Source organism: Achromobacter sp. SD115 (assembly GCF_017355315.1).
Classification (GTDB): Bacteria; Pseudomonadota; Gammaproteobacteria; order Burkholderiales; family Burkholderiaceae_B; genus Achromobacter; species Achromobacter xylosoxidans_B.
Map to the genome: position 1 here is coordinate 109,848 of NZ_JADIJM010000009.1, position 16,498 is coordinate 126,345.

A 16,498-nucleotide genomic window follows, 5' to 3' on the forward strand; every position below is an offset into this window, starting at 1 on the left:
TTTTTTACATCTGCGGCCCATGCATTTCCTGACAGCGGCGATGCACTAAATTAATAATAGTTATCGTTGTCATTTGCATGCGCAATCGGCTGATATCAGGCCGCAGGGGAAATCCATTGAAACGCCACTCTCATTCCGCCGCCCGGCGCGCGCGGCCGCTGATCCTGTTGCCCACCGCCGCCGCGCTTGCGGCCTGCCTGGGCGCCATAGCCCAGGCCCAGCCCGCCGCATCCAGCGAACCCGCCACCATCCTGCCGGCCGTGCAGGTCACCGGCACCGGCGAAACCGCGACCAGCCCGGTCGAAGGCTACGTCGCCACGCGCAGCGCCACCGCCACCAAGACCGACACGCCCTTGTCGGAAACGCCGCAAGCCATCACCGTGATCCCCCGCGAGCAGATCGTGGACCAGGGCGCGCAGAACATCCAGGACACCATGAACTACGCGGCCGGCGTGCGCCCCAATGCGTATGGCGTGGACAACCGCGCCGACTACGTGCGGATCCGCGGCGTGGAGCCGGTGCAATACCTGGACGGTTTGCGCCAGTACTTCAGCTTCAACAATCCGCGCACCGAGGTCTATGCGATGGAGCGGGTGGAAGTGCTGCGCGGCCCTTCTTCCATGCTGTATGGACAGGGCAGCACCGGCGGCATCGTCAACCTGGTCAGCAAGCGCCCCCTCGAAGAGACTCAACGCGAGATCGGCGTGGTGCTGGGCAACCACAACCGCCGCGAGATCCAGGCCGACCTGACGGGTCCAGCCAGCGAGGACGGCCAGTGGCTGTACCGCGTCATTGCGGTGGGGCGCGACAGTGACACCCAGGTGCAGTACGCGCCGGACGACCGCCTGATGCTGGCGCCGTCCTTGACCTGGCGTCCCAGCGCGGCAACCTCGCTGACGCTGCAGGCCACCTGGCAGAAGGACCGCGCCGGCACCACGCAGTCCTTCCTGCCGTGGAGCGGCTCGGTGCAGGAAAATCCCAACGGCCGCATCCCGACCCGGCGCTTTGCCAGCGAGCCCGGGTTCGACGCCTACGACACCGAGCAATTCAGCGTGGGCTGGCTGTTCGAGCACCAGTTCAACGACACTTGGAAAGTACGGCAGAACTTCCGCAATACGGTCAGCAGCGTCGACTACAAGACGCTCTATCCCAACGTCTACGGCGCGCGCCGCGGCGATTCCTACATCGATCCGGAACAGACCACCGTCGACCGCATCTTCTACGTCAACAAACCGCGCATGCGCACGCTCTTGGCCGACCAGAACCTGGAAGGCAAGCTGAACTGGGGCCGCACCGAGCACACGGTGATCTTCGGCATGGACTATTCGCGCTACCGCGAGACCAGCAAGACCGCGGGCGGCGCGGGCTCGCCGCTGGACCTGTATCACCCCGTGTACGGCAACTCGCCCGAATACGAACTGTCGGACAACCCCAAGATCAACCAGCAGCAGATCGGCTTCTACGCGCAGGACCAGATCAAGTTCGACAAGAACTGGATCTTCCTGGCCGGCATCCGTCGCGACCGCGCCGACAGCACCACCGAAGGCCAGGACCGCGAAACCGACATGGCCACCACCAAGCGTTTCGGCCTGATGTACGCGGCCGACAACGGCTGGTCGCCCTACCTCAGCTATAGCGAATCGTTCACGCCCATTGCCGGCGCCGACTTCTACAACCAGCGCTGGAAGCCCATGCGCGGCAAGCAGGTCGAAGCCGGCATCAAGTACATGCCGAAGGATGTCGACATCGAATTCACGGCCGCCGCCTACGACCTGCGCGAAAAGAACCGTCAGACCAACGATCCAAACAATCCCAACAACCAGATCCAGGCCGGCAAGACCCGCACCCGCGGCGTGGAACTGGAGCTGCGCGGCCGCGTCACCAAGGACGTGGACGTGATCGCCAACTACATCTACACCGACCTGGATCCGCAGCTGGAGGCGCAGCCCAAGCACATGGCCTCCATGTGGGGCAAGTACCGCTTCGCGCTGGCCGGCCAGCCTGGCTTCGCGGTGGGCGCGGGCGTGCGCTACCTGTCGGCGTTCCGCGACGGCGGCGCTCCGGAAACGCCGGCAGTCACGCTGTTCGACGCCATGCTCAGCTACGACAATGGCCCTTGGCGCTATGCGTTGAACGTGAACAACATCGCGGACCGCACTTATGAGGTGGTCTGCCTGGACCGCGGCGACTGCTTCTACGGCGCGCGCCGCACCGTCATGCTGAGCGGCGCCTACCGCTTCTAGAATCGGAACTCCCTCCTGGGCGGGAAAACCTGTACGTACATGCTGTACGTACAGGTGTACACTACGGTTTTTCATCCCTGATCAACCGTCTGACAGACGCGCGCTCGAACGTCTGCAACCCAGAAAAACCGTCTTGGAGACTCCGATAGTGTCGACCGAAACTACCCGCTCGCCCTTTTTTGGCACGATGCAGAAAATCCCCGGTGGATTGATGCTGGTGCCGCTGATCCTGGGTTCCCTGATCGGCACCTTCGCGCCCGACGCCCTGGCGATCGGCGGCTTCACCACGGCGTTGTTCAAGAACAGCGCCCTGCCCCTGATCGCGCTGCTGATCTTCGCCACCGGCACCCAGGTCAATGCGCGCACGGGCGGCCCCATCCTGGCCACCGCCGGCACCATCCTGCTGATGAAGACGCTGGTGCCCGCCACCCTCATCATCATCCTGGGCAGCTACGTCGGCCTGGACGGCGTGCTCGGCGTCTCCATCCTGGCGTTGCTGGCGGCCTTCGACAACAGCAACGGCGGCCTGTGGCTGGCCTATACCGGCCAGTACGGCGACGCCCGCGATCGCGGCGCCTATGTGGCCAGCGCGGTCAACGACGGCCCCTTCTTCAGCCTGCTGTTCCTGGGCGCCTCGGGCCTGGCCGACATCCCCATGATCGCCCTGGTGGCGGCGCTGGTGCCGTTCCTGCTGGGCGTGGTGGTCGGCAACCTGGATCCCAAGTGGCGCGACGTGCTCAAGCCCGTGCCCAACATCGTCATCCCGTTCTTCGCCTTCTCGCTGGGCACCGGCATCAACCTGGGCGCCGTGGTTTCCGGCGGCATCAGCGGCCTGATCCTGGGCCTGATCATCAGCCCCATCACCGGCGGCCTGGTCTACCTGGGCTATCGCTACATCCTGAAGCGCGGCGGCAAGAGCGGCCTGGGCTTCGCGGCCGGCACCACCGCCGGCAATGCCATCGCCACTCCCGCGGTCGTGGCGGCAGCCGATCCCAACTTCCAGCAATACGTGTCGACCGCCACCGCGCAGGTCGCCGCCTGCGTGCTGATCAGCTCGATCCTGGCCCCGATGCTGGCCTCGTACTTCCTCAAGCGCGCCGGCGAGCTCAAGTCCGAGGACGCCGACCCCGCGGTCGCGCCCGCCCTGCGTGAAGCGCGCGGAGAAGCGCTTTGAATCCCGCCATCGCCATCGTCGCCGATGACCTGACCGGTTCCGGCGACACGGCGGTGCAGTTCGTGCGCGCCGGCTGGAACACGCACCTGTCCATCGGCGGCGCCGACGAGGCGCTGTCGGGTCCGGGCGCCGCCGGCGTGGAAGTGCTGGCGGTCACGACCAACAGCCGCCCCCTGTCGGCCGCCGACGCGGCCGAAGTCGTCTGGCAGAACGTGCGGCGCCTGCGCGCGGCCGGCGTCACGCGCCTGTACAAGAAAGTGGACTCCACCTTGCGCGGCGCCTTCAAGGCCGAGATCGACGCCGCGCGCGAGGCCTGGGGACCGGACACCGTGGCGGTGATCTGCCCGGCCTTTCCGGCCACCGGCCGCACCGTCGAACAAGGCGTGCTCTACGTCAACGGCAAGCCGGTCACCGAGACCTCGGCGGCCACCGATCCGGTCACGCCCGTGACCGAAAGCCATATCCCGACGCTACTGGGCTGCGCCCATGTAGCGGCGCAAGACGGCGACACGCCGCAAGCGCTGGCGGCGCGCATCCGCGCGGCCGGCAACACCGTGGTGGTCGACGCCGCCAACGAAGCCGACCTGGAGCGTCTGGCGCGCGCCATCGGCCTGCTTGGCGTGCACGTCCTGCCCGTGGGCGCGGGCGGCCTGGCCGTGCCGCTGGCCCGGGTCTGGGCAGGCGCCGACCAGACCGCGCCGGTGGTCGTGGTGGTGACCTCGCAACACAGCGCGGCGCGGGCGCAAGCCGCCGCGCTGCAAGCCTCGGGCGCGGACACCTGGACGCCTTCGCTGGCCCAATTGGCCGACGACGCCGCATGGCAGGCCTGGAGCCAGCCTCTGCTGCAGGCGCACGCGCAAGCCCCCGCGCAGGCCGGTACGGTGCTGCTGCTGGCGCCGGAAGGCCAACTGGACGGCCTGGATTCCGAGACCGTCGCCGCGCGCCTGGGCAGCCTGGCCGCGCAATTGATTGCCAGCGCCAACGCGGCCGGCGTGGTCGCCACCGGCGGCGACGGCGCGCGCAGCGTGCTGGTGGCGCTGGGCGCCCGCGGCATTGCGCTGGTGGATGAAGTCATGGGCGGCGTGCCCCTGGGCACGCTGACCGGAGGCACGGCCGCCGGCCTGCCCGTGGTGACCAAGGCCGGCGGCTTTGGCACCGAAGATGTACTGGTTCGCGCGGTGCGCGCGATCCGCGACAGGAGATTCAAGCGATGACACAACCCCAATCGGGCAAGCTGCCCCTGCTGGCCGTAACCCTGGGCGACGTGGCGGGCATCGGGCCGGAAATCACCGCCAAGATGCTGATGGGCCATGATGAACTGCGCCAGAAGGCCCGCCTGCTGGTGGTCGGCGACGTGGACGTGATGGCCAATGCCGTGCGCAGCCTGGGCGGCGACCCCGCCATCGTGCGCAAGCTGGACCGCGCGGCCGACTGCAGCAACACGCCCGGCACGATTGAAGTACTGCAGGCCGGCCCGTCGCTGGCCCATGTGAAGCTGGGCGAGATCAGCGCCGACGCGGGCGACGGCTCGGTGCGCTTCGTCACCACGGCCTGCGCCCTGGCGCGCGCCGGCGAGGTCGACGGCATCGTCACCGCCCCGCTCAACAAAGCCGCCATGCATGCCGCCGGCCACAAGTGGCCCGGCCACACCGAGCTGCTGGCGCACGAGTTCGGCGTCAAGACCTTCTCGCTGGTGCTGTCGGCCGGCGATCTCTACATTTTCCACGCCACCACCCACGTGTCGCTGCGCCAGGCCATCGAAGACCTGACCCCGGCGCGCATGCGCGCGGTGCTGCGACTGGCCGGTTCGTTCGCCCAGGCGCTGGGCCGCGGCGACCAGCCGGTGGCCGTATCGGGCCTGAATCCGCATGCCGGCGAAAACGGCATCTTCGGCAGCGAGGACGCCGACATCCTGGCGCCCGCCGTGGCCGAAGCCAATGCCGCCGGCATCCTGGCCGCCGGCCCCATCCCGGCCGACGCGCTGTTCCCGCAAGCCGTGCGCGGCAAGTGGAAGTTCGTGATTGCCTGTTACCACGACCAGGGCCACGCGCCCTTCAAGGCGGTGTATGGCGACGACGGCGTGAACATCACGGTGGGCCTGCCGGTCGTGCGCGTGTCCGTGGACCACGGCACCGCCTTCGACATCGCCGGCAAGGGTATCGCCCGCGAGGACAGCCTGATCCTGGCCGCCGAGCGCGCCGCGCATCTGGCCCCGGGCTGGACGCATGTGTGGGAAACTGCGCGGGCACAAACCGGAGGTTGATTCCCATGGCGCCCGCCACGCACGACGCATTGCCCGTACTTGACCGCTCCGGCGATATCCCGCTGCACGCCCAGGTGGCGACCCTGCTGCGCGGATATATCCGCACGAACAAGCTCGCGGCTGGCGCCGTGCTGCCCAGCGAGGCAGCATTGTGCGACCGTTTTGGCGTGGCGCGCAGCGTGGTGCGCCAGGCGCTGGCGGCTCTGGCCACCGAAGGCCTGATCCAGCGCGAAACCGGGCGCCCCGCCAGCGTGGCTGCACCGCAGGAGCACCGCCGGCTGGTGCAGCGGTCCACCGGCCTGTATGAGCAATTCGCGCAGTCCGGCGTTGCCTTGCAGACCCGCGTGCTGGCTTTCGCGCGTGCCCAGCCGCCCGCCGACGTGGCGGCCTTCTTCGGCACCACGCAGCTGCTGATGCTGGAACGCCTGCGCCATGTGGCCGACGCGCCGCTGGCCTACGTGCGCACCTGGCTGCCCGTCGACGCCGTGCCCGGCCTGCGCGCCGACGATCTGACCGACGCGTCCCTGCACGGCGTGCTGACGCGGCGCTTCGGCCTGCGTCCCGGCGCCGGACGCAATCAGATCCGGGCAGTCGCCGCCGACCAGGCGCTGGCGAAATTGCTGGGTACGCAAACCGGCACGCCCCTGCTGATGCTGCAAGGCCAGGGCATGGACCAGCATGACCGGCCGCTGGAATGGTTCACGACCTGGCACCGCGCCGAACAACTGGTGTTCGACGTGGACGTCAGCATGGGACATGAAAGCGTGCAGCCCCGGCTGCAGTCCCCCGCCGCCCCCGCCGACATCCCGGCTGGGGAACACGACCCGCTGGCGCGCGCCCAGGCCCTGGTGGCCGAACTATCCGCCGAACTGGCCAGGCTGCGCGGGCAGTCCTGAACCGGTTGTCCGACGCCGGCCGGCCTTGCCGTCGGCCATCGATCCCGTAGCAGCCGCAGAGCCCGTGCCAGGGCCTGCGGACGCTGCGGCCCCTATCCCAGCAAATTATCCCTGACGTGCAGCAGATGCCGCCGCACCGCCTCCATGGCGCGCTCGGCGTCGCGGTCATGCAGCGCATCGACGATTTCGCGGTGCTCCACCTGATACGACGCGCGCCGCTCTGGCGTCAGGCTCTTGCGCTTCAAGGCGCCCCAGGTCGCCTGCGACCGCGCCGCCGTCATCAGCGCGAATACTTTTTCGATGAAGAGGTTGTGGGTGGCCGTAGCCATCAATTCGTGCAGCCTGGCGTCCCAGATCTCGAACGCTTCGAAACTGTCGGCGGCCTCGGCCCGCGCACAGGCGTCCTGCATGGCCGCGAAATCGGCGGGGTTGCCGTGCTGCACCACCAACGCCGCAATGGCCGGCTCCAGCACCAGCCGCGCCGCCATCAATTCGGCCGGGCTGGTGGACAGCACTTCGGCACGCAGCAGTCCTTCAGCCTGCGCCAGGGTCGAGGGCGGATTGGCATAGGTGCCGCTGCCCACGCGCTGCGAGATCAGGCCTTCGTTCTTCAATTCCGCCAGGGTGCGGCGCACCGTTGAACGGCTGATGCCGAACTGTTCGCTCAGGGCGCGTTCCGTGGGCAGGCGATGGCCGGGGGCCCACGCGCCGGATTGCAGATTCTCGATGATGACCGCGCGCAGGGCGGAAGCTTTGTCCATGGACCTTTCCAGAATGGCTAGCGGCCAGATGATACCAATTCAGACCAATAAGCGCCCGAAAACTATTAATTTTTATAGGAGAATTGGTTCAGTTGGTATATTCTTTTGTGAAATTGGGCCTGAAAAATTAAGTAATTGGTACTTTTTGGTATTAAACAAGGCGGCCCGAACCGCCCAGGGAGCAAGCATGAAAATTGCAGTATTCCGGATCAATGGCGAACGCCGCATCGGCGTGGTTGCCGACGACGGCGCCAGCGTGACTGCCCTGGACTTCCCGCGCGAACTCGCGGCGGCCGGCGCGCTGACGGCCGTGGAGTGGCTGGCCGAAGGCCGCGCCTTGCCGGGCAAGATCGGCTCGTCCTACCGCTGGGACCAGGTGGAGCATGAAGCGCCCTTGCCGGCGCAGCGGCGCAACCTGTTCTGCGTGGGGCGCAACTATCACGCCCACGCCAAGGAATTGCGCGACTCCGTCTTCAAGGACAACGACGCCAACCCCGAATCCTGGCCCATCGTGTTCACCAAGGTGCCGCAGACGGTGGTCGGTCCGTGGGCTGACGTGCAACTGCCCGTGGGCGTCTCCGACAAGATCGACTACGAAGCCGAACTGGCGGTGGTGATCGGCAAGGGCGGCCGCAATATTTCCCGCGCCGAGGCCATGAGCCACGTCATCGCCTACACCGTGGTCAACGACGTCACCGCGCGCGACGTGCAGATGCGCCATCAGCAATGGGACCTGGGCAAGTCCTTCGACACCTTCTGCCCCATGGGCCCCTGGCTGGTGACGGCCGACGAACTGGACGGCCAGAAGACCCGCGTGCGCTGCTGGGTCAACGGCGAGCTGCGCCAGGACGGCAACACCGAAGACCTGATCTTCGACATCCCCACGCTGATCGAAACCTGCTCGCGCGGCATCACGCTGTATCCGGGCGACGTCATCGCCACCGGCACGCCGGCTGGCGTGGGCCAGGGCTTGAACCCGCCGCAGTTTCTCAAGCACGGCGATGTGGTGCGGGTGGAGATCGACGGCATCGGCCAGATAGAAAACCGCTTCGTCTGAGCGTAAGAGCCCCGGGATGAACACGGGGCGGCTCGGCAGTAAAAGCACAAGGAGTGAGACATGAATCTGCGTTGCTACCGGGCGGCCGCGGCTGCCTTGCTATGGCTGGGAGCCGCGAATGCGCTGGCTGCCGGCTATCCTGAACGTCCCGTGACCATGGTGGTGCCGTTCCCGCCCGGCGGCGTCGCCGACACCATCGCGCGGCCGTTGGCCCAGGCCATGGGCGACAAGCTGGGCCAGGCCGTCGTCATCGAGAACAAGGGCGGCGCGGGTGGCGCCATCGGCATCGGCCAGGCCGGCCGCGCCAAGCCCGACGGCTACACGCTGTTGATGAGCCTGTCGTCCATTTCCATCCTGCCCGCCGCCGACCGTCTGCTGGAACGCAAGCCGGCCTATCAGCTGGATCAGTTCGTGCCGATTGCGCGCATTACCGCCGATCCCACCGTGCTGGTAGTGCGCGCGGATGCGCCCTACAAGACGCTGCAGGAATTCGTCGACGCGGCCAAGAAGCAGTCGGGCAAGTTCAGCTACGGCTCTTCCGGCATCTACGGCACCATGCACGTGCCGATGGAGATGCTGCAGAACGCAGCCGGGATCAAGATGATGCACGTGCCCTTCACCGGCGCCGGCCCAGCCGTGCAGGCCCTGGTGGGCGGCCAGGTCGATGCCCTGGCCACCGGGCCGTCCAGCGTCATGCAGCTGATCCAGGCCGGTCGCGTCAAGGCGCTGGCGCATTGGGGCGACGGCAAGCTCGACAGCCTGCCGGAGGTGCCGTCCTTCAAGTCTCAGGGCTACGACATCAGTTTCGTGCAGTGGTCAGGCGTGTTCGCCCTGGCCGGCACGCCGCCGGCGGTCATCGACAAGCTGCGCCAGACCGTCAAGGACATCGCCAACAACCCCGAGGTCCAGGCCCGCATCGCCGGCACCGGCAGTCCCGTGCAGTACCTCGACGCGCCGGCCTTCGACGAGTACTGGAAGAAGGACTCGGCTTCGCTGGAAGGGGCGGTCAACCGGATCGGCAAGGTCGAATAGCCGCGCGCCGCGAAGCGCGCGCGCCCTGCCCGCTCACAACCGCAAGGCCGCCGGCGCCAACTGGCGCGCCAGCGCCTTGCGGTCGACCTTGCCCACCGCGTTCTCGGGCAGGCGCTCGATCCACAACACCTCGCGCGGCACATAGATCCGGCCCAGGCGCGCCAGCACCTCGGCCTGTATGCCGGACGCATCCGGCGCGGCGTCGCCCGCGCGCTGCACGAAGATCACGGGCACCTCGCCAAGATCCTCGTCGGGCGCGCCCACCACGCAGCAGGCGGCCACGCCCGGCAGGCCCGTCACCACGCCTTCGATCAGCGCCGGCGAGATGTTCTCGCCGCCGCGGATGATCACGTCCTTGATGCGGCCGGTGATGCTCAGATACCCCTGCTCGTCGAAACGTCCCAGGTCGCCCGTATGCAGCAGCTGCGGCGCGCCGGCGCCGGCGCTGTCCACGCCCACATAGCCCAGCATCAGGCTGTCGCCCGCGATGCAGATCTCGCCTTCGTTGCCCGGGGCGGCCTCGGCGCCGTCCGGCAGGCGCAAGGTGACGCTCTGGCCGGCCAGCACCGTACCCACCGAGCCCACGCGGCGCGCGGCGGGCGGGTTCATGGTGGAGGTGCAGGTGGCTTCCGACAGGCCGTAGGACACCACCAGCGGGCAGCCCAGGAAGGCTTCGATGCGCCTGTGCAGGGCTTCGGTGATCGGCGCCGAGCCGCAGCGCGCAAAGCGCAACGCCGCCAGGCTTGCGGGGTCGAACTGCAGTTCGAGCATGCGCGCGTACATGGTGGGTACGCCGGTGATGATGGTGGGCTGGAACCCGCGCAGCAATCCCGGCATGTCGTCCGCGCGGAAGCGTCCCGCCAGCGCCACGCAGGCGCCCGCCAGCAGCGGCGCGAAGATCTGGTTGTTGAGCGCATTGGTGTGATGCAGCGGCATCACGTGCAAGAGCCGGTCATCCTGCGTCAAGCCGGTATGCGCCAACACGCCGCGCGCATTGTTCGCCAAGCCGCGGTGGCTCAGCAGCACGCCCTTGGGATTGCCGGTGCTGCCGGAGGTGAACAGCAGCAGGCCCGCGTCGCCGGGCGCGGTCTCGGCGCCGCCTGTCCAATCCAACGGGCCTCGCGCCACGCCGGCCGCATCCAGCAAGCGGTCTGGCGCCAGGCCGCTGGCCCGCGCCGTCCCCGCGTTGGCCGCGTCGTGCAGCACCCAATCCAGCCCCACCGCCGCCACGCGGCGAGCAGTCTCCGCATCCGACAAGCGCGGCTCCAACGGGCACGGGCAGGCGCCCGCCGCCATCGCGCCCAGAATCGCCAGCACCTGCCCCAGCGACCGCTCCATCGCGATCGCCACATAACTGCCGCGCGCCACGCCAGCGGCGCGCAGGCCGCCCGCGATGCGCCCGACCTCCTGGCGCAGATCGGCATATGTCAGCGTGCCGTCCGCAGTCACGATAGCGGGTCGTTCGGCCCATTGCGGCTGGCTCCACAGGCGCGCGAAAGCAGCCACCAGCGTGGCGTCGGCAAGCGTCATGGCGACCTCCTAGCGCAGCGCGACGGCGGCGTCGCGTTCGAACTGCCCGTCGGGATCCAGCTCGCGCAAGGCGCGCGTCTCGGCCGCGGTAGGCGGCGCAGACGGCTCGGCGCCGCCGGCATCGAATTCGAAACCGGTGCGCTCGCGCACTTCGGACAGGCTGGACTCCGGGTGCCAGGACTGCAAGGCCAGCCGCCCGTCGCGCTTGACGAACACGGCGATCGGCGTGACCACGCCATGGAATCCGCCCCAGGACGTCATGAAGTCCAGCTTCGGCACGAAGGTGCGGCGCGAATGCTCGGTGCGCCAGGTGCAGGCACGCCTGGCGGTGGGCAGCATCACCGCGCCGCCCCCGCCGCCCGGCAGGCGCACCTTGGGCTCATGCCAGTCGCCGATGCAGGAATTGTTGGCGCAGCCAGCACCGTCGATCTGCGCCGCACCCAGGAAGGTCAGGTCCATGCGGCCGCGCGTGCAGAGGTCGTAGAAATCCTCGTTGGAAAAGATCGACGCCGTGTGCTCGGCCAGCACCGGATCAGAGCTGGAGATGGGGACCTGCGAAGGCCGCGGGTTCACGCCGCCGGCCACGTTGATGTAGACGAAATCCCAGTCATACGCGCGTTTGGCCAGCAGGCAGGCCAGCATGGGCAGGGTCGAGTTCACACCGCTGAACGTGATCTCGTCCGGCCGGATGAAGCGCGCCAGATTGGTGACGATGTACGAAAAGCCCGACCATTGCTCAGCCATGCTGCACCTCCCGCGATTCGGGCGCCGCCGCCATGTGCGCCTGCAGATCGCCCTGCTTGTCCATGTATGCCTCCACCGCCGGATAGTCGATGGCGTAGTCCGGCCAGCAGGATCCCGGCCATGCGCCCTGCGGCGCCACGGCGTACGCCTGCACCATGAAGAACGGCACCAGCGTGGATTCCGGATTGGCTTCGAACACAGCGCTGTCGACCACCTTCTCGGCCACCACCAGCACGCTGCCAGCGGCGCGCGACATGATGCGGTCCCAATGCGCCGTGCCATGCACCCGCACATTACCCAGCGCGTCCACTTCGGAAGCATGGATCACGGCGAAGTCCGGGCGGATTGCCGGCACCACCCAGGTCTGCTGCCCGCTGCCATAGGGGTCGTCCAGGCACTTCCAGCCATTGAGCTCGGGCAGGCCGCTGCCATGCAGGCCGCCGCAAGGCTGAAACGGCACGCCGAAGGCCGCCGCCCGCAGGCCGGCCGTGAGGCTGGCGCAGGCATGTTCTTCCAGTTCGATCTCGCGGCGTTCCACGGCCTTGCGGTACCAGGGCGCCAGGCCGAAGTTCCCTTCCATGGCGACGATGCCCGCGCGCACGCGGCGCAACGCGCCGGCGCGGCACAGGATGTCCACGTCGTAGCCCGGCGACTGCTTGACCAGTTCCAGGTCACGCCGTCCCTGCCGGATCAGTTCGCGCACGAAGGCGAACGGTCCGCGGTGCAAGAAGCTGCCGCCCAATGCGATCGATGCGCCGTTGGGCACCAGCGCCGCCAGCTCCGTCAACGTGCACTGCTTGTTCTTCTGATTGAAACCCGATGCCATGATGTCTCCTTCCCTGCCTGTTTTTTTACGGTCAGCGCGCCTGCAGATACGCGGCCACCCGGTACTTCAATCCCGGCTGGGCGGCGGAGCGCACCAGGCGGGCAAGATCGGTGTCGGGCGTTTCCGCCGACAGCGCCGCGTACAACTGCACGCGGCTCGCACTGCTCAGCGCGGACGCGGCCTCCAGCGCCTCGCGCTCGACGTCCTGCCAATCCGGCGCATCCGCGAGGCGGCTGGCGAAGCCGTCGCGCAAGGCCTCTTCCGCGCTGAACGTGGCCGCCTGCTCCAGCACCGTGCGCGCGCGCTCCGCGCCCACCAGGGCAGCGTAACGGCGCGTGCCCAGCACCAGCCCGAACTTCAGTCCGGGCATGCGGAAGGTGGCGTCCGGCGTACTGATGCGCCACTTGCAGGCGCCGAACAGGTCCACGCCCGCGCCGAAGTTGCGGCCATGCGCCAGCCCCAGCGTCAGGCAGGGCGAGGCCGCCAGCCGCTGCAACAGCATCTCGATGCGCACGAAGCGCAGCAGCAGATCGCCTTCGCTCTGCTCCTGCCAGCCGCCGAAGTCGAAGCCCGCGCTGAAGTTCCTGCCTTCGCCCTTGAGCACGATGAGCTGGGCGCCGTCCGACTCGGCCTCATCCAGCGCGGCGATCAGCGCTTCCACCAGTTCGGCCGACAAGGCATTCATCTTGTCGGGCCGCGCCAGCGTCAGCACCTGAGCCGCGCCCTGCTTGTCGATGCGCAGAACGCCGCTCATGCCGCCGCCTCCTTCTTGCCGGCGCGCAGCGCGCCCAGCACTTCATCGTTGTGTTCGCCCAGGGCCGGAGGACGGCGGCGCAGCGCCGTGGTCTGCCCATCGAACCGTACCGGCAGGCCGAAGGTGCGCGTGCGCACGCCATTGGGCAGATCCACGGGCTGCACCCAGCCCATGTGCTCCACCTGCGGGTCGGCCAGCACTTCGGAATAGGTGTTGATGGGCGCGCAGGGCACGCCGGCCGCGCGGAAGCGCGCCAGCCAGGTCTGCGCGTCCTCGGCTTCGAAGATCGATTCCAGGATGTCGCGCAACGCCGCCTGGTTGCGCGCGCGGGCGCTGGTGTCGGTAAAGCGCGGATCGGCCAGCAGGTCCTCGCGGCCCACCGTTGCGCACACGCCCTTCCACAAGGCCTGGTTGCCCGCCGCCATGCCGAAGTAGCCGCCCTTGCAGCGGAAGGCCTGATATGGCGCGTTGCGCGGATGGGCCGATCCCAGCTTGACGGGGTCCTTGCCGCTGCCGAAGAACTCCGAAGTCTGCAAGGCCGCGATACCCAAGGTGGCGCCCAGCATGGGCACATCGATATGCGTGCCCTGCCCGCTCGCCTGGGCCGCGCGCAAGGCCGACGCGATGGCGAAGGCGCCATACAGGCCAGCCGAAAAATCCGCCACGGGAACGCCGCACTTCACGGGTTCGCCGCCGGCTTCGCCGGTCACGCTCATGAGGCCGCTCATGGCCTGGATGGTCAGGTCGAATCCGCCTTCCTGCGAGCGCGGTCCCGACTGGCCGTAGGCCGAAATCGAGCAATAGACCAGTTTGGGATTGGCCTCGCGCAGCTGCGCATAGCCTAGACCCAGGCGATCCATCACGCCCGGGCGGTTGTTCTCGATCAGCACGTCGGCGGAAAGTGCCAGTTCGCGCGCCAGGGCCACGTCGCCCGGGTCCTTCAGGTTCAGCGTCACCGAACGCTTGTTGCGGTTGAGAGACGCGAAGTTCTCGCTATAGCCCTCGGAAATGGGCGGCCAGCTGCGCAATGTATCGCCCCCTTCGGGATTTTCGATTTTGATCACGTCGGCGCCCATGTCCGCCAACAACATGCCGCAAAAAGGCCCCGCCGCGACATTGCAAATTTCCAGCACCGTGATGCCGGCCAGCGCCGAACTGGGTGTCATGTCTGACCTCTCGTTATGAAAATTCAATATTTGGGACAAAGAAAATATTATAAGAGCACGCCTTCCAGGCTGGCATCATCCAGCGAAGAGCCACTGCAGGCCGGCATATCTTCGCGAAATTCCTAGTGCAATCCCTAGGTGCAGCGCTTAATTGTTGACCAGCATATCACCCTGTGGAATTCTAAGTAAACCATTTGTTGATACACGAGTCCTATATATTAGGATTTAATAAAAGGACCGCGGCCCCTGCGCATGCCGGCCCCACCGACACCAAGGAGACTTCCATGAAGAAAACGTGGCGCATTGCCCTGACAGGCATGGTGCTTGTTTTGGCGGGCGGCGCGGCCTCGGCCGACAACTGGCCGACGAAACCCGTGCGCATGGTGGTCCCCTTCCCGCCCGGCGGCGCGACGGATGCCGCCGCGCGCATCTACGCGCAGCACCTGGGCGATTACCTGGGACAGGGCGTGGTCGTGGAAAACAAGGCAGGCGCGGGCGGCGAGATCGGCGCGGAATACGTGGCCAAGTCGGCGGCCGACGGCTACACCCTGCTGATGGGCGCCGTGGGCAGCCACGCGATCCATGCGGCCATGCCGGACAAGCCCGGCTATGACTTCGGCACCGCCTTCGTCGGCGTGTCGATGGCCACCAGCATGCCCATGGCAGTAGCAGTCAACAGCAGCAAGATTCCCGCGAAGAATATTCAGGAGCTGATCGCTTTGGCCAAGAGCAAGCCCGGCACCATCACGTTCGGTTCGGCCGGCCCCGGCACTTCCCAGCACATGGCCGGCGAACTCTTCCAGGTCGTGACCGGCACCCGGCTCATGCATGTGCCGTACCGCGGCAGCGGCCCCGCCATCACCGACCTGTTGGGCGGCCAGATCGACATGGTGATCGAAACGCTGCCTGCGTTGCTGCCGCAGGTCGCGACCGGCAAGATCCGCCTGCTGGGCGTCACCACCGCCACGCGCGCCACCGCGCTGCCGGATCTGCCCACGCTGGCCGAGCAGGGCGTGAAGGACTACTCGGTCGCTACCACCTACGCGCTGCTGGCGCCGGCAGGCACGCCGCCCGCGGTGGTGGACAAGCTCTCGGCCGGCATGCAAAAGGCCGCCGCCATGGCCTCCGTGCAGCAGGCCGCGCAGAAGCTGGGCGCCGACGCCGTGGCGACCACGCCCGCCGACACCAGCCGCGTACTCAAGCAGGAAGTCGCCCGCTGGGCCGAGGTGGTGCGTCTGTCGGCGGCCAAATGATGGCGCGGCCCGCTACTGGTCCAGATAGCCCCGGCGATAGCCCATCCCCTGCGAGATGGACTGGGCACAGGCAGCCACGTCCGGCGCCAGCTGCTTCATCCTGGCCGCGCTCAGGCGGTCCAGCGGACCGGAGATGCCTATCGCGGCCACGGGCTGGTCCAGGCTGTTGAACAAGGTCACGGCCAGCCCGCCCACGCCTTCGCGCCATTCGCCGCGGTTGACCGCGTAGCCGGTGCGGGCGATCTTGCGCAGCTCGTCCTTCAACAGCGGCATGGACACGATGGTCGATGGCGTATGGCGCACGAGCTTATCGGCGTAACGCTCGACATAACCTTCCGCCTGGTAGGCCAGCAGCGCCTTGCCGGTGGCGACGGCGTAGGCCGGCGCGCGCCCGCCCACCATCGAATAGGCGCGTATGGGTTGGGGGCTGTCGATCTTGTCCACGTAGACCACGTCGAAACCGTCGAGCACGGACAGGTGCACGGTTTCGCCGGTCTGGTCGGCCAGCGTGCGCATGAAGGGCGCGGCCAGCTTGCGCACGTCCAGCTGGGCCAGCTGGCGCGCCGCCAGTTCAAACAACCGCACCGCGCCGCGATAGCCGCCGCCGTCATCGTCCTTGATCACGTAGCCCGCGTGTATCAGCGTCTGCAAGGTGCGGTGCGTATTGCTGCGGGTCAGCCCGACACGGGCGGCCAACGCATCGATGGTGCGCGGCGGATTGTCCACGTCGGTCACCGCCTCCAGCACCATCAGACCTTTGAGCAGCGTCTTGTCCATTATTTATTTTCCTAATATTTAG

At 67.7% G+C, this 16,498-nt stretch carries 15 protein-coding genes; 8 read left to right on the forward strand and 7 right to left on the reverse strand.

Going from position 1 to position 16,498, the window contains the following annotated elements; all coding sequences use genetic code 11:
* Positions 1 to 116 precede the first annotated feature (116 nt).
* The 5 genes from IPU70_RS14770 (at position 117) to IPU70_RS14790 (ending at position 6,576) form a co-directional block, all read left to right on the forward strand.
* Positions 117 to 2,243 (forward strand): TonB-dependent siderophore receptor, encoded by a 2,127-nt coding sequence (locus IPU70_RS14770; RefSeq protein ID WP_207468273.1) that lies wholly within the window; start codon positions 117 to 119, stop codon positions 2,241 to 2,243.
* 148 nt (positions 2,244 to 2,391) lie between these two features.
* Positions 2,392 to 3,417 (forward strand): 2-keto-3-deoxygluconate permease, encoded by a 1,026-nt coding sequence (locus IPU70_RS14775; protein ID WP_207468275.1) that lies wholly within the window; start codon positions 2,392 to 2,394, stop codon positions 3,415 to 3,417.
* A complete protein-coding gene (dtnK, locus tag IPU70_RS14780; protein WP_207468277.1) occupies positions 3,414 to 4,631 on the forward strand; it encodes a D-threonate kinase in 1,218 nt (405 codons plus the stop codon). Before IPU70_RS14775 ends, dtnK begins: the two co-directional genes overlap by 4 nt.
* A complete protein-coding gene (gene pdxA / locus IPU70_RS14785; RefSeq protein ID WP_207468278.1) occupies positions 4,628 to 5,680 on the forward strand; it encodes a 4-hydroxythreonine-4-phosphate dehydrogenase PdxA in 1,053 nt (350 codons plus the stop codon). Before dtnK ends, pdxA begins: the two co-directional genes overlap by 4 nt.
* A 5-nt stretch (positions 5,681 to 5,685) precedes the next feature.
* On the forward strand, positions 5,686 to 6,576 hold the full coding sequence (locus tag IPU70_RS14790; RefSeq protein ID WP_207468280.1) for a GntR family transcriptional regulator: 891 nt from the start codon (positions 5,686 to 5,688) through the stop codon (positions 6,574 to 6,576).
* Positions 6,577 to 6,668: 92 nt separating this feature from the next.
* Here IPU70_RS14790 and IPU70_RS14795 read toward each other — a convergent pair whose 3' ends face one another.
* A complete protein-coding gene (locus tag IPU70_RS14795; protein ID WP_207468282.1) occupies positions 6,669 to 7,337 on the reverse strand; it encodes a FadR/GntR family transcriptional regulator in 669 nt (222 codons plus the stop codon).
* A gap of 187 nt (positions 7,338 to 7,524) precedes the next feature.
* Between IPU70_RS14795 and IPU70_RS14800 the strand changes: the two genes are divergently transcribed.
* Together IPU70_RS14800 and IPU70_RS14805 are read left to right on the forward strand one after the other, a co-directional pair.
* Entirely contained in the window at positions 7,525 to 8,394 is an 870-nt protein-coding gene (locus IPU70_RS14800) for a fumarylacetoacetate hydrolase family protein (RefSeq protein ID WP_207468284.1), read from the forward strand.
* Positions 8,395 to 8,454: 60 nt separating this feature from the next.
* Entirely contained in the window at positions 8,455 to 9,426 is a 972-nt protein-coding gene (locus IPU70_RS14805) for a tripartite tricarboxylate transporter substrate binding protein (RefSeq protein ID WP_207468286.1), read from the forward strand.
* A gap of 33 nt (positions 9,427 to 9,459) precedes the next feature.
* On the opposite strand, the gene IPU70_RS14810 is transcribed toward IPU70_RS14805, so the two are convergent.
* Genes IPU70_RS14810 through IPU70_RS14830 form a run of 5 tightly spaced genes read right to left on the reverse strand, consistent with a single transcriptional unit; the run spans position 9,460 to position 14,446 of the window.
* A complete protein-coding gene (locus IPU70_RS14810; RefSeq protein ID WP_207468288.1) occupies positions 9,460 to 10,956 on the reverse strand; it encodes a class I adenylate-forming enzyme family protein in 1,497 nt (498 codons plus the stop codon).
* Between the two features lie 9 nt (positions 10,957 to 10,965).
* Positions 10,966 to 11,700 carry a CoA-transferase subunit beta gene (locus IPU70_RS14815; RefSeq protein ID WP_207468289.1) on the reverse strand — a complete coding sequence of 245 codons (735 nt, stop codon included), beginning with the start codon at positions 11,698 to 11,700 and terminating at the stop codon, positions 10,966 to 10,968.
* Positions 11,693 to 12,526, reverse strand: coding sequence for a CoA transferase subunit A (locus IPU70_RS14820; protein WP_207468291.1), 834 nt, complete (start codon positions 12,524 to 12,526; stop codon positions 11,693 to 11,695). Before IPU70_RS14820 ends, IPU70_RS14815 begins: the two co-directional genes overlap by 8 nt.
* Before the next feature lie 31 nt (positions 12,527 to 12,557).
* The gene (locus IPU70_RS14825; protein ID WP_207468293.1) at positions 12,558 to 13,280 is read right to left on the reverse strand and encodes an enoyl-CoA hydratase/isomerase family protein; all 723 of its coding nucleotides are present in this window, start codon (positions 13,278 to 13,280) and stop codon (positions 12,558 to 12,560) included.
* Positions 13,277 to 14,446, reverse strand: coding sequence for a CaiB/BaiF CoA-transferase family protein (locus IPU70_RS14830; RefSeq protein WP_207468295.1), 1,170 nt, complete (start codon positions 14,444 to 14,446; stop codon positions 13,277 to 13,279). The genes IPU70_RS14825 and IPU70_RS14830 overlap by 4 nt, the downstream gene beginning before the upstream one ends.
* Positions 14,447 to 14,730: 284 nt before the next feature.
* Here IPU70_RS14830 and IPU70_RS14835 point away from each other — a divergent pair, with 284 nt between their 5' ends.
* Positions 14,731 to 15,699: a tripartite tricarboxylate transporter substrate binding protein gene (locus tag IPU70_RS14835; protein WP_207468297.1), complete on the forward strand. Its 969-nt coding sequence runs from the start codon at positions 14,731 to 14,733 to the stop codon at positions 15,697 to 15,699.
* A 12-nt stretch (positions 15,700 to 15,711) separates the two neighbouring features.
* On the opposite strand, the gene IPU70_RS14840 is transcribed toward IPU70_RS14835, so the two are convergent.
* Positions 15,712 to 16,476, reverse strand: a complete 765-nt coding sequence (locus IPU70_RS14840; protein WP_207468299.1) for an IclR family transcriptional regulator — start codon at positions 16,474 to 16,476, stop codon at positions 15,712 to 15,714.
* Between the last annotated feature and the right edge of the window lie 22 nt (positions 16,477 to 16,498).

What these genes read in the sequence shown, in the direction of transcription:
- pdxA (WP_207468278.1), top strand. Translation starts at nt 4,628, where the DNA reads ATGACACAACCCCAATCGGGCAAGCTGCCCCTGCTGGCCGTAACCCTG.
- IPU70_RS14790 (WP_207468280.1), top strand. Translation starts at nt 5,686, where the DNA reads ATGGCGCCCGCCACGCACGACGCATTGCCCGTACTTGACCGCTCCGGC.
- IPU70_RS14795 (WP_207468282.1), bottom strand. Translation starts at nt 7,337, where the DNA reads ATGGACAAAGCTTCCGCCCTGCGCGCGGTCATCATCGAGAATCTGCAA.
- IPU70_RS14800 (WP_207468284.1), top strand. Translation starts at nt 7,525, where the DNA reads ATGAAAATTGCAGTATTCCGGATCAATGGCGAACGCCGCATCGGCGTG.
- IPU70_RS14805 (WP_207468286.1), top strand. Translation starts at nt 8,455, where the DNA reads ATGAATCTGCGTTGCTACCGGGCGGCCGCGGCTGCCTTGCTATGGCTG.
- IPU70_RS14810 (WP_207468288.1), bottom strand. Translation starts at nt 10,956, where the DNA reads ATGACGCTTGCCGACGCCACGCTGGTGGCTGCTTTCGCGCGCCTGTGG.
- IPU70_RS14815 (WP_207468289.1), bottom strand. Translation starts at nt 11,700, where the DNA reads ATGGCTGAGCAATGGTCGGGCTTTTCGTACATCGTCACCAATCTGGCG.
- IPU70_RS14820 (WP_207468291.1), bottom strand. Translation starts at nt 12,526, where the DNA reads ATGGCATCGGGTTTCAATCAGAAGAACAAGCAGTGCACGTTGACGGAG.
- IPU70_RS14825 (WP_207468293.1), bottom strand. Translation starts at nt 13,280, where the DNA reads ATGAGCGGCGTTCTGCGCATCGACAAGCAGGGCGCGGCTCAGGTGCTG.
- IPU70_RS14830 (WP_207468295.1), bottom strand. Translation starts at nt 14,446, where the DNA reads ATGACACCCAGTTCGGCGCTGGCCGGCATCACGGTGCTGGAAATTTGC.
- IPU70_RS14835 (WP_207468297.1), top strand. Translation starts at nt 14,731, where the DNA reads ATGAAGAAAACGTGGCGCATTGCCCTGACAGGCATGGTGCTTGTTTTG.
- IPU70_RS14840 (WP_207468299.1), bottom strand. Translation starts at nt 16,476, where the DNA reads ATGGACAAGACGCTGCTCAAAGGTCTGATGGTGCTGGAGGCGGTGACC.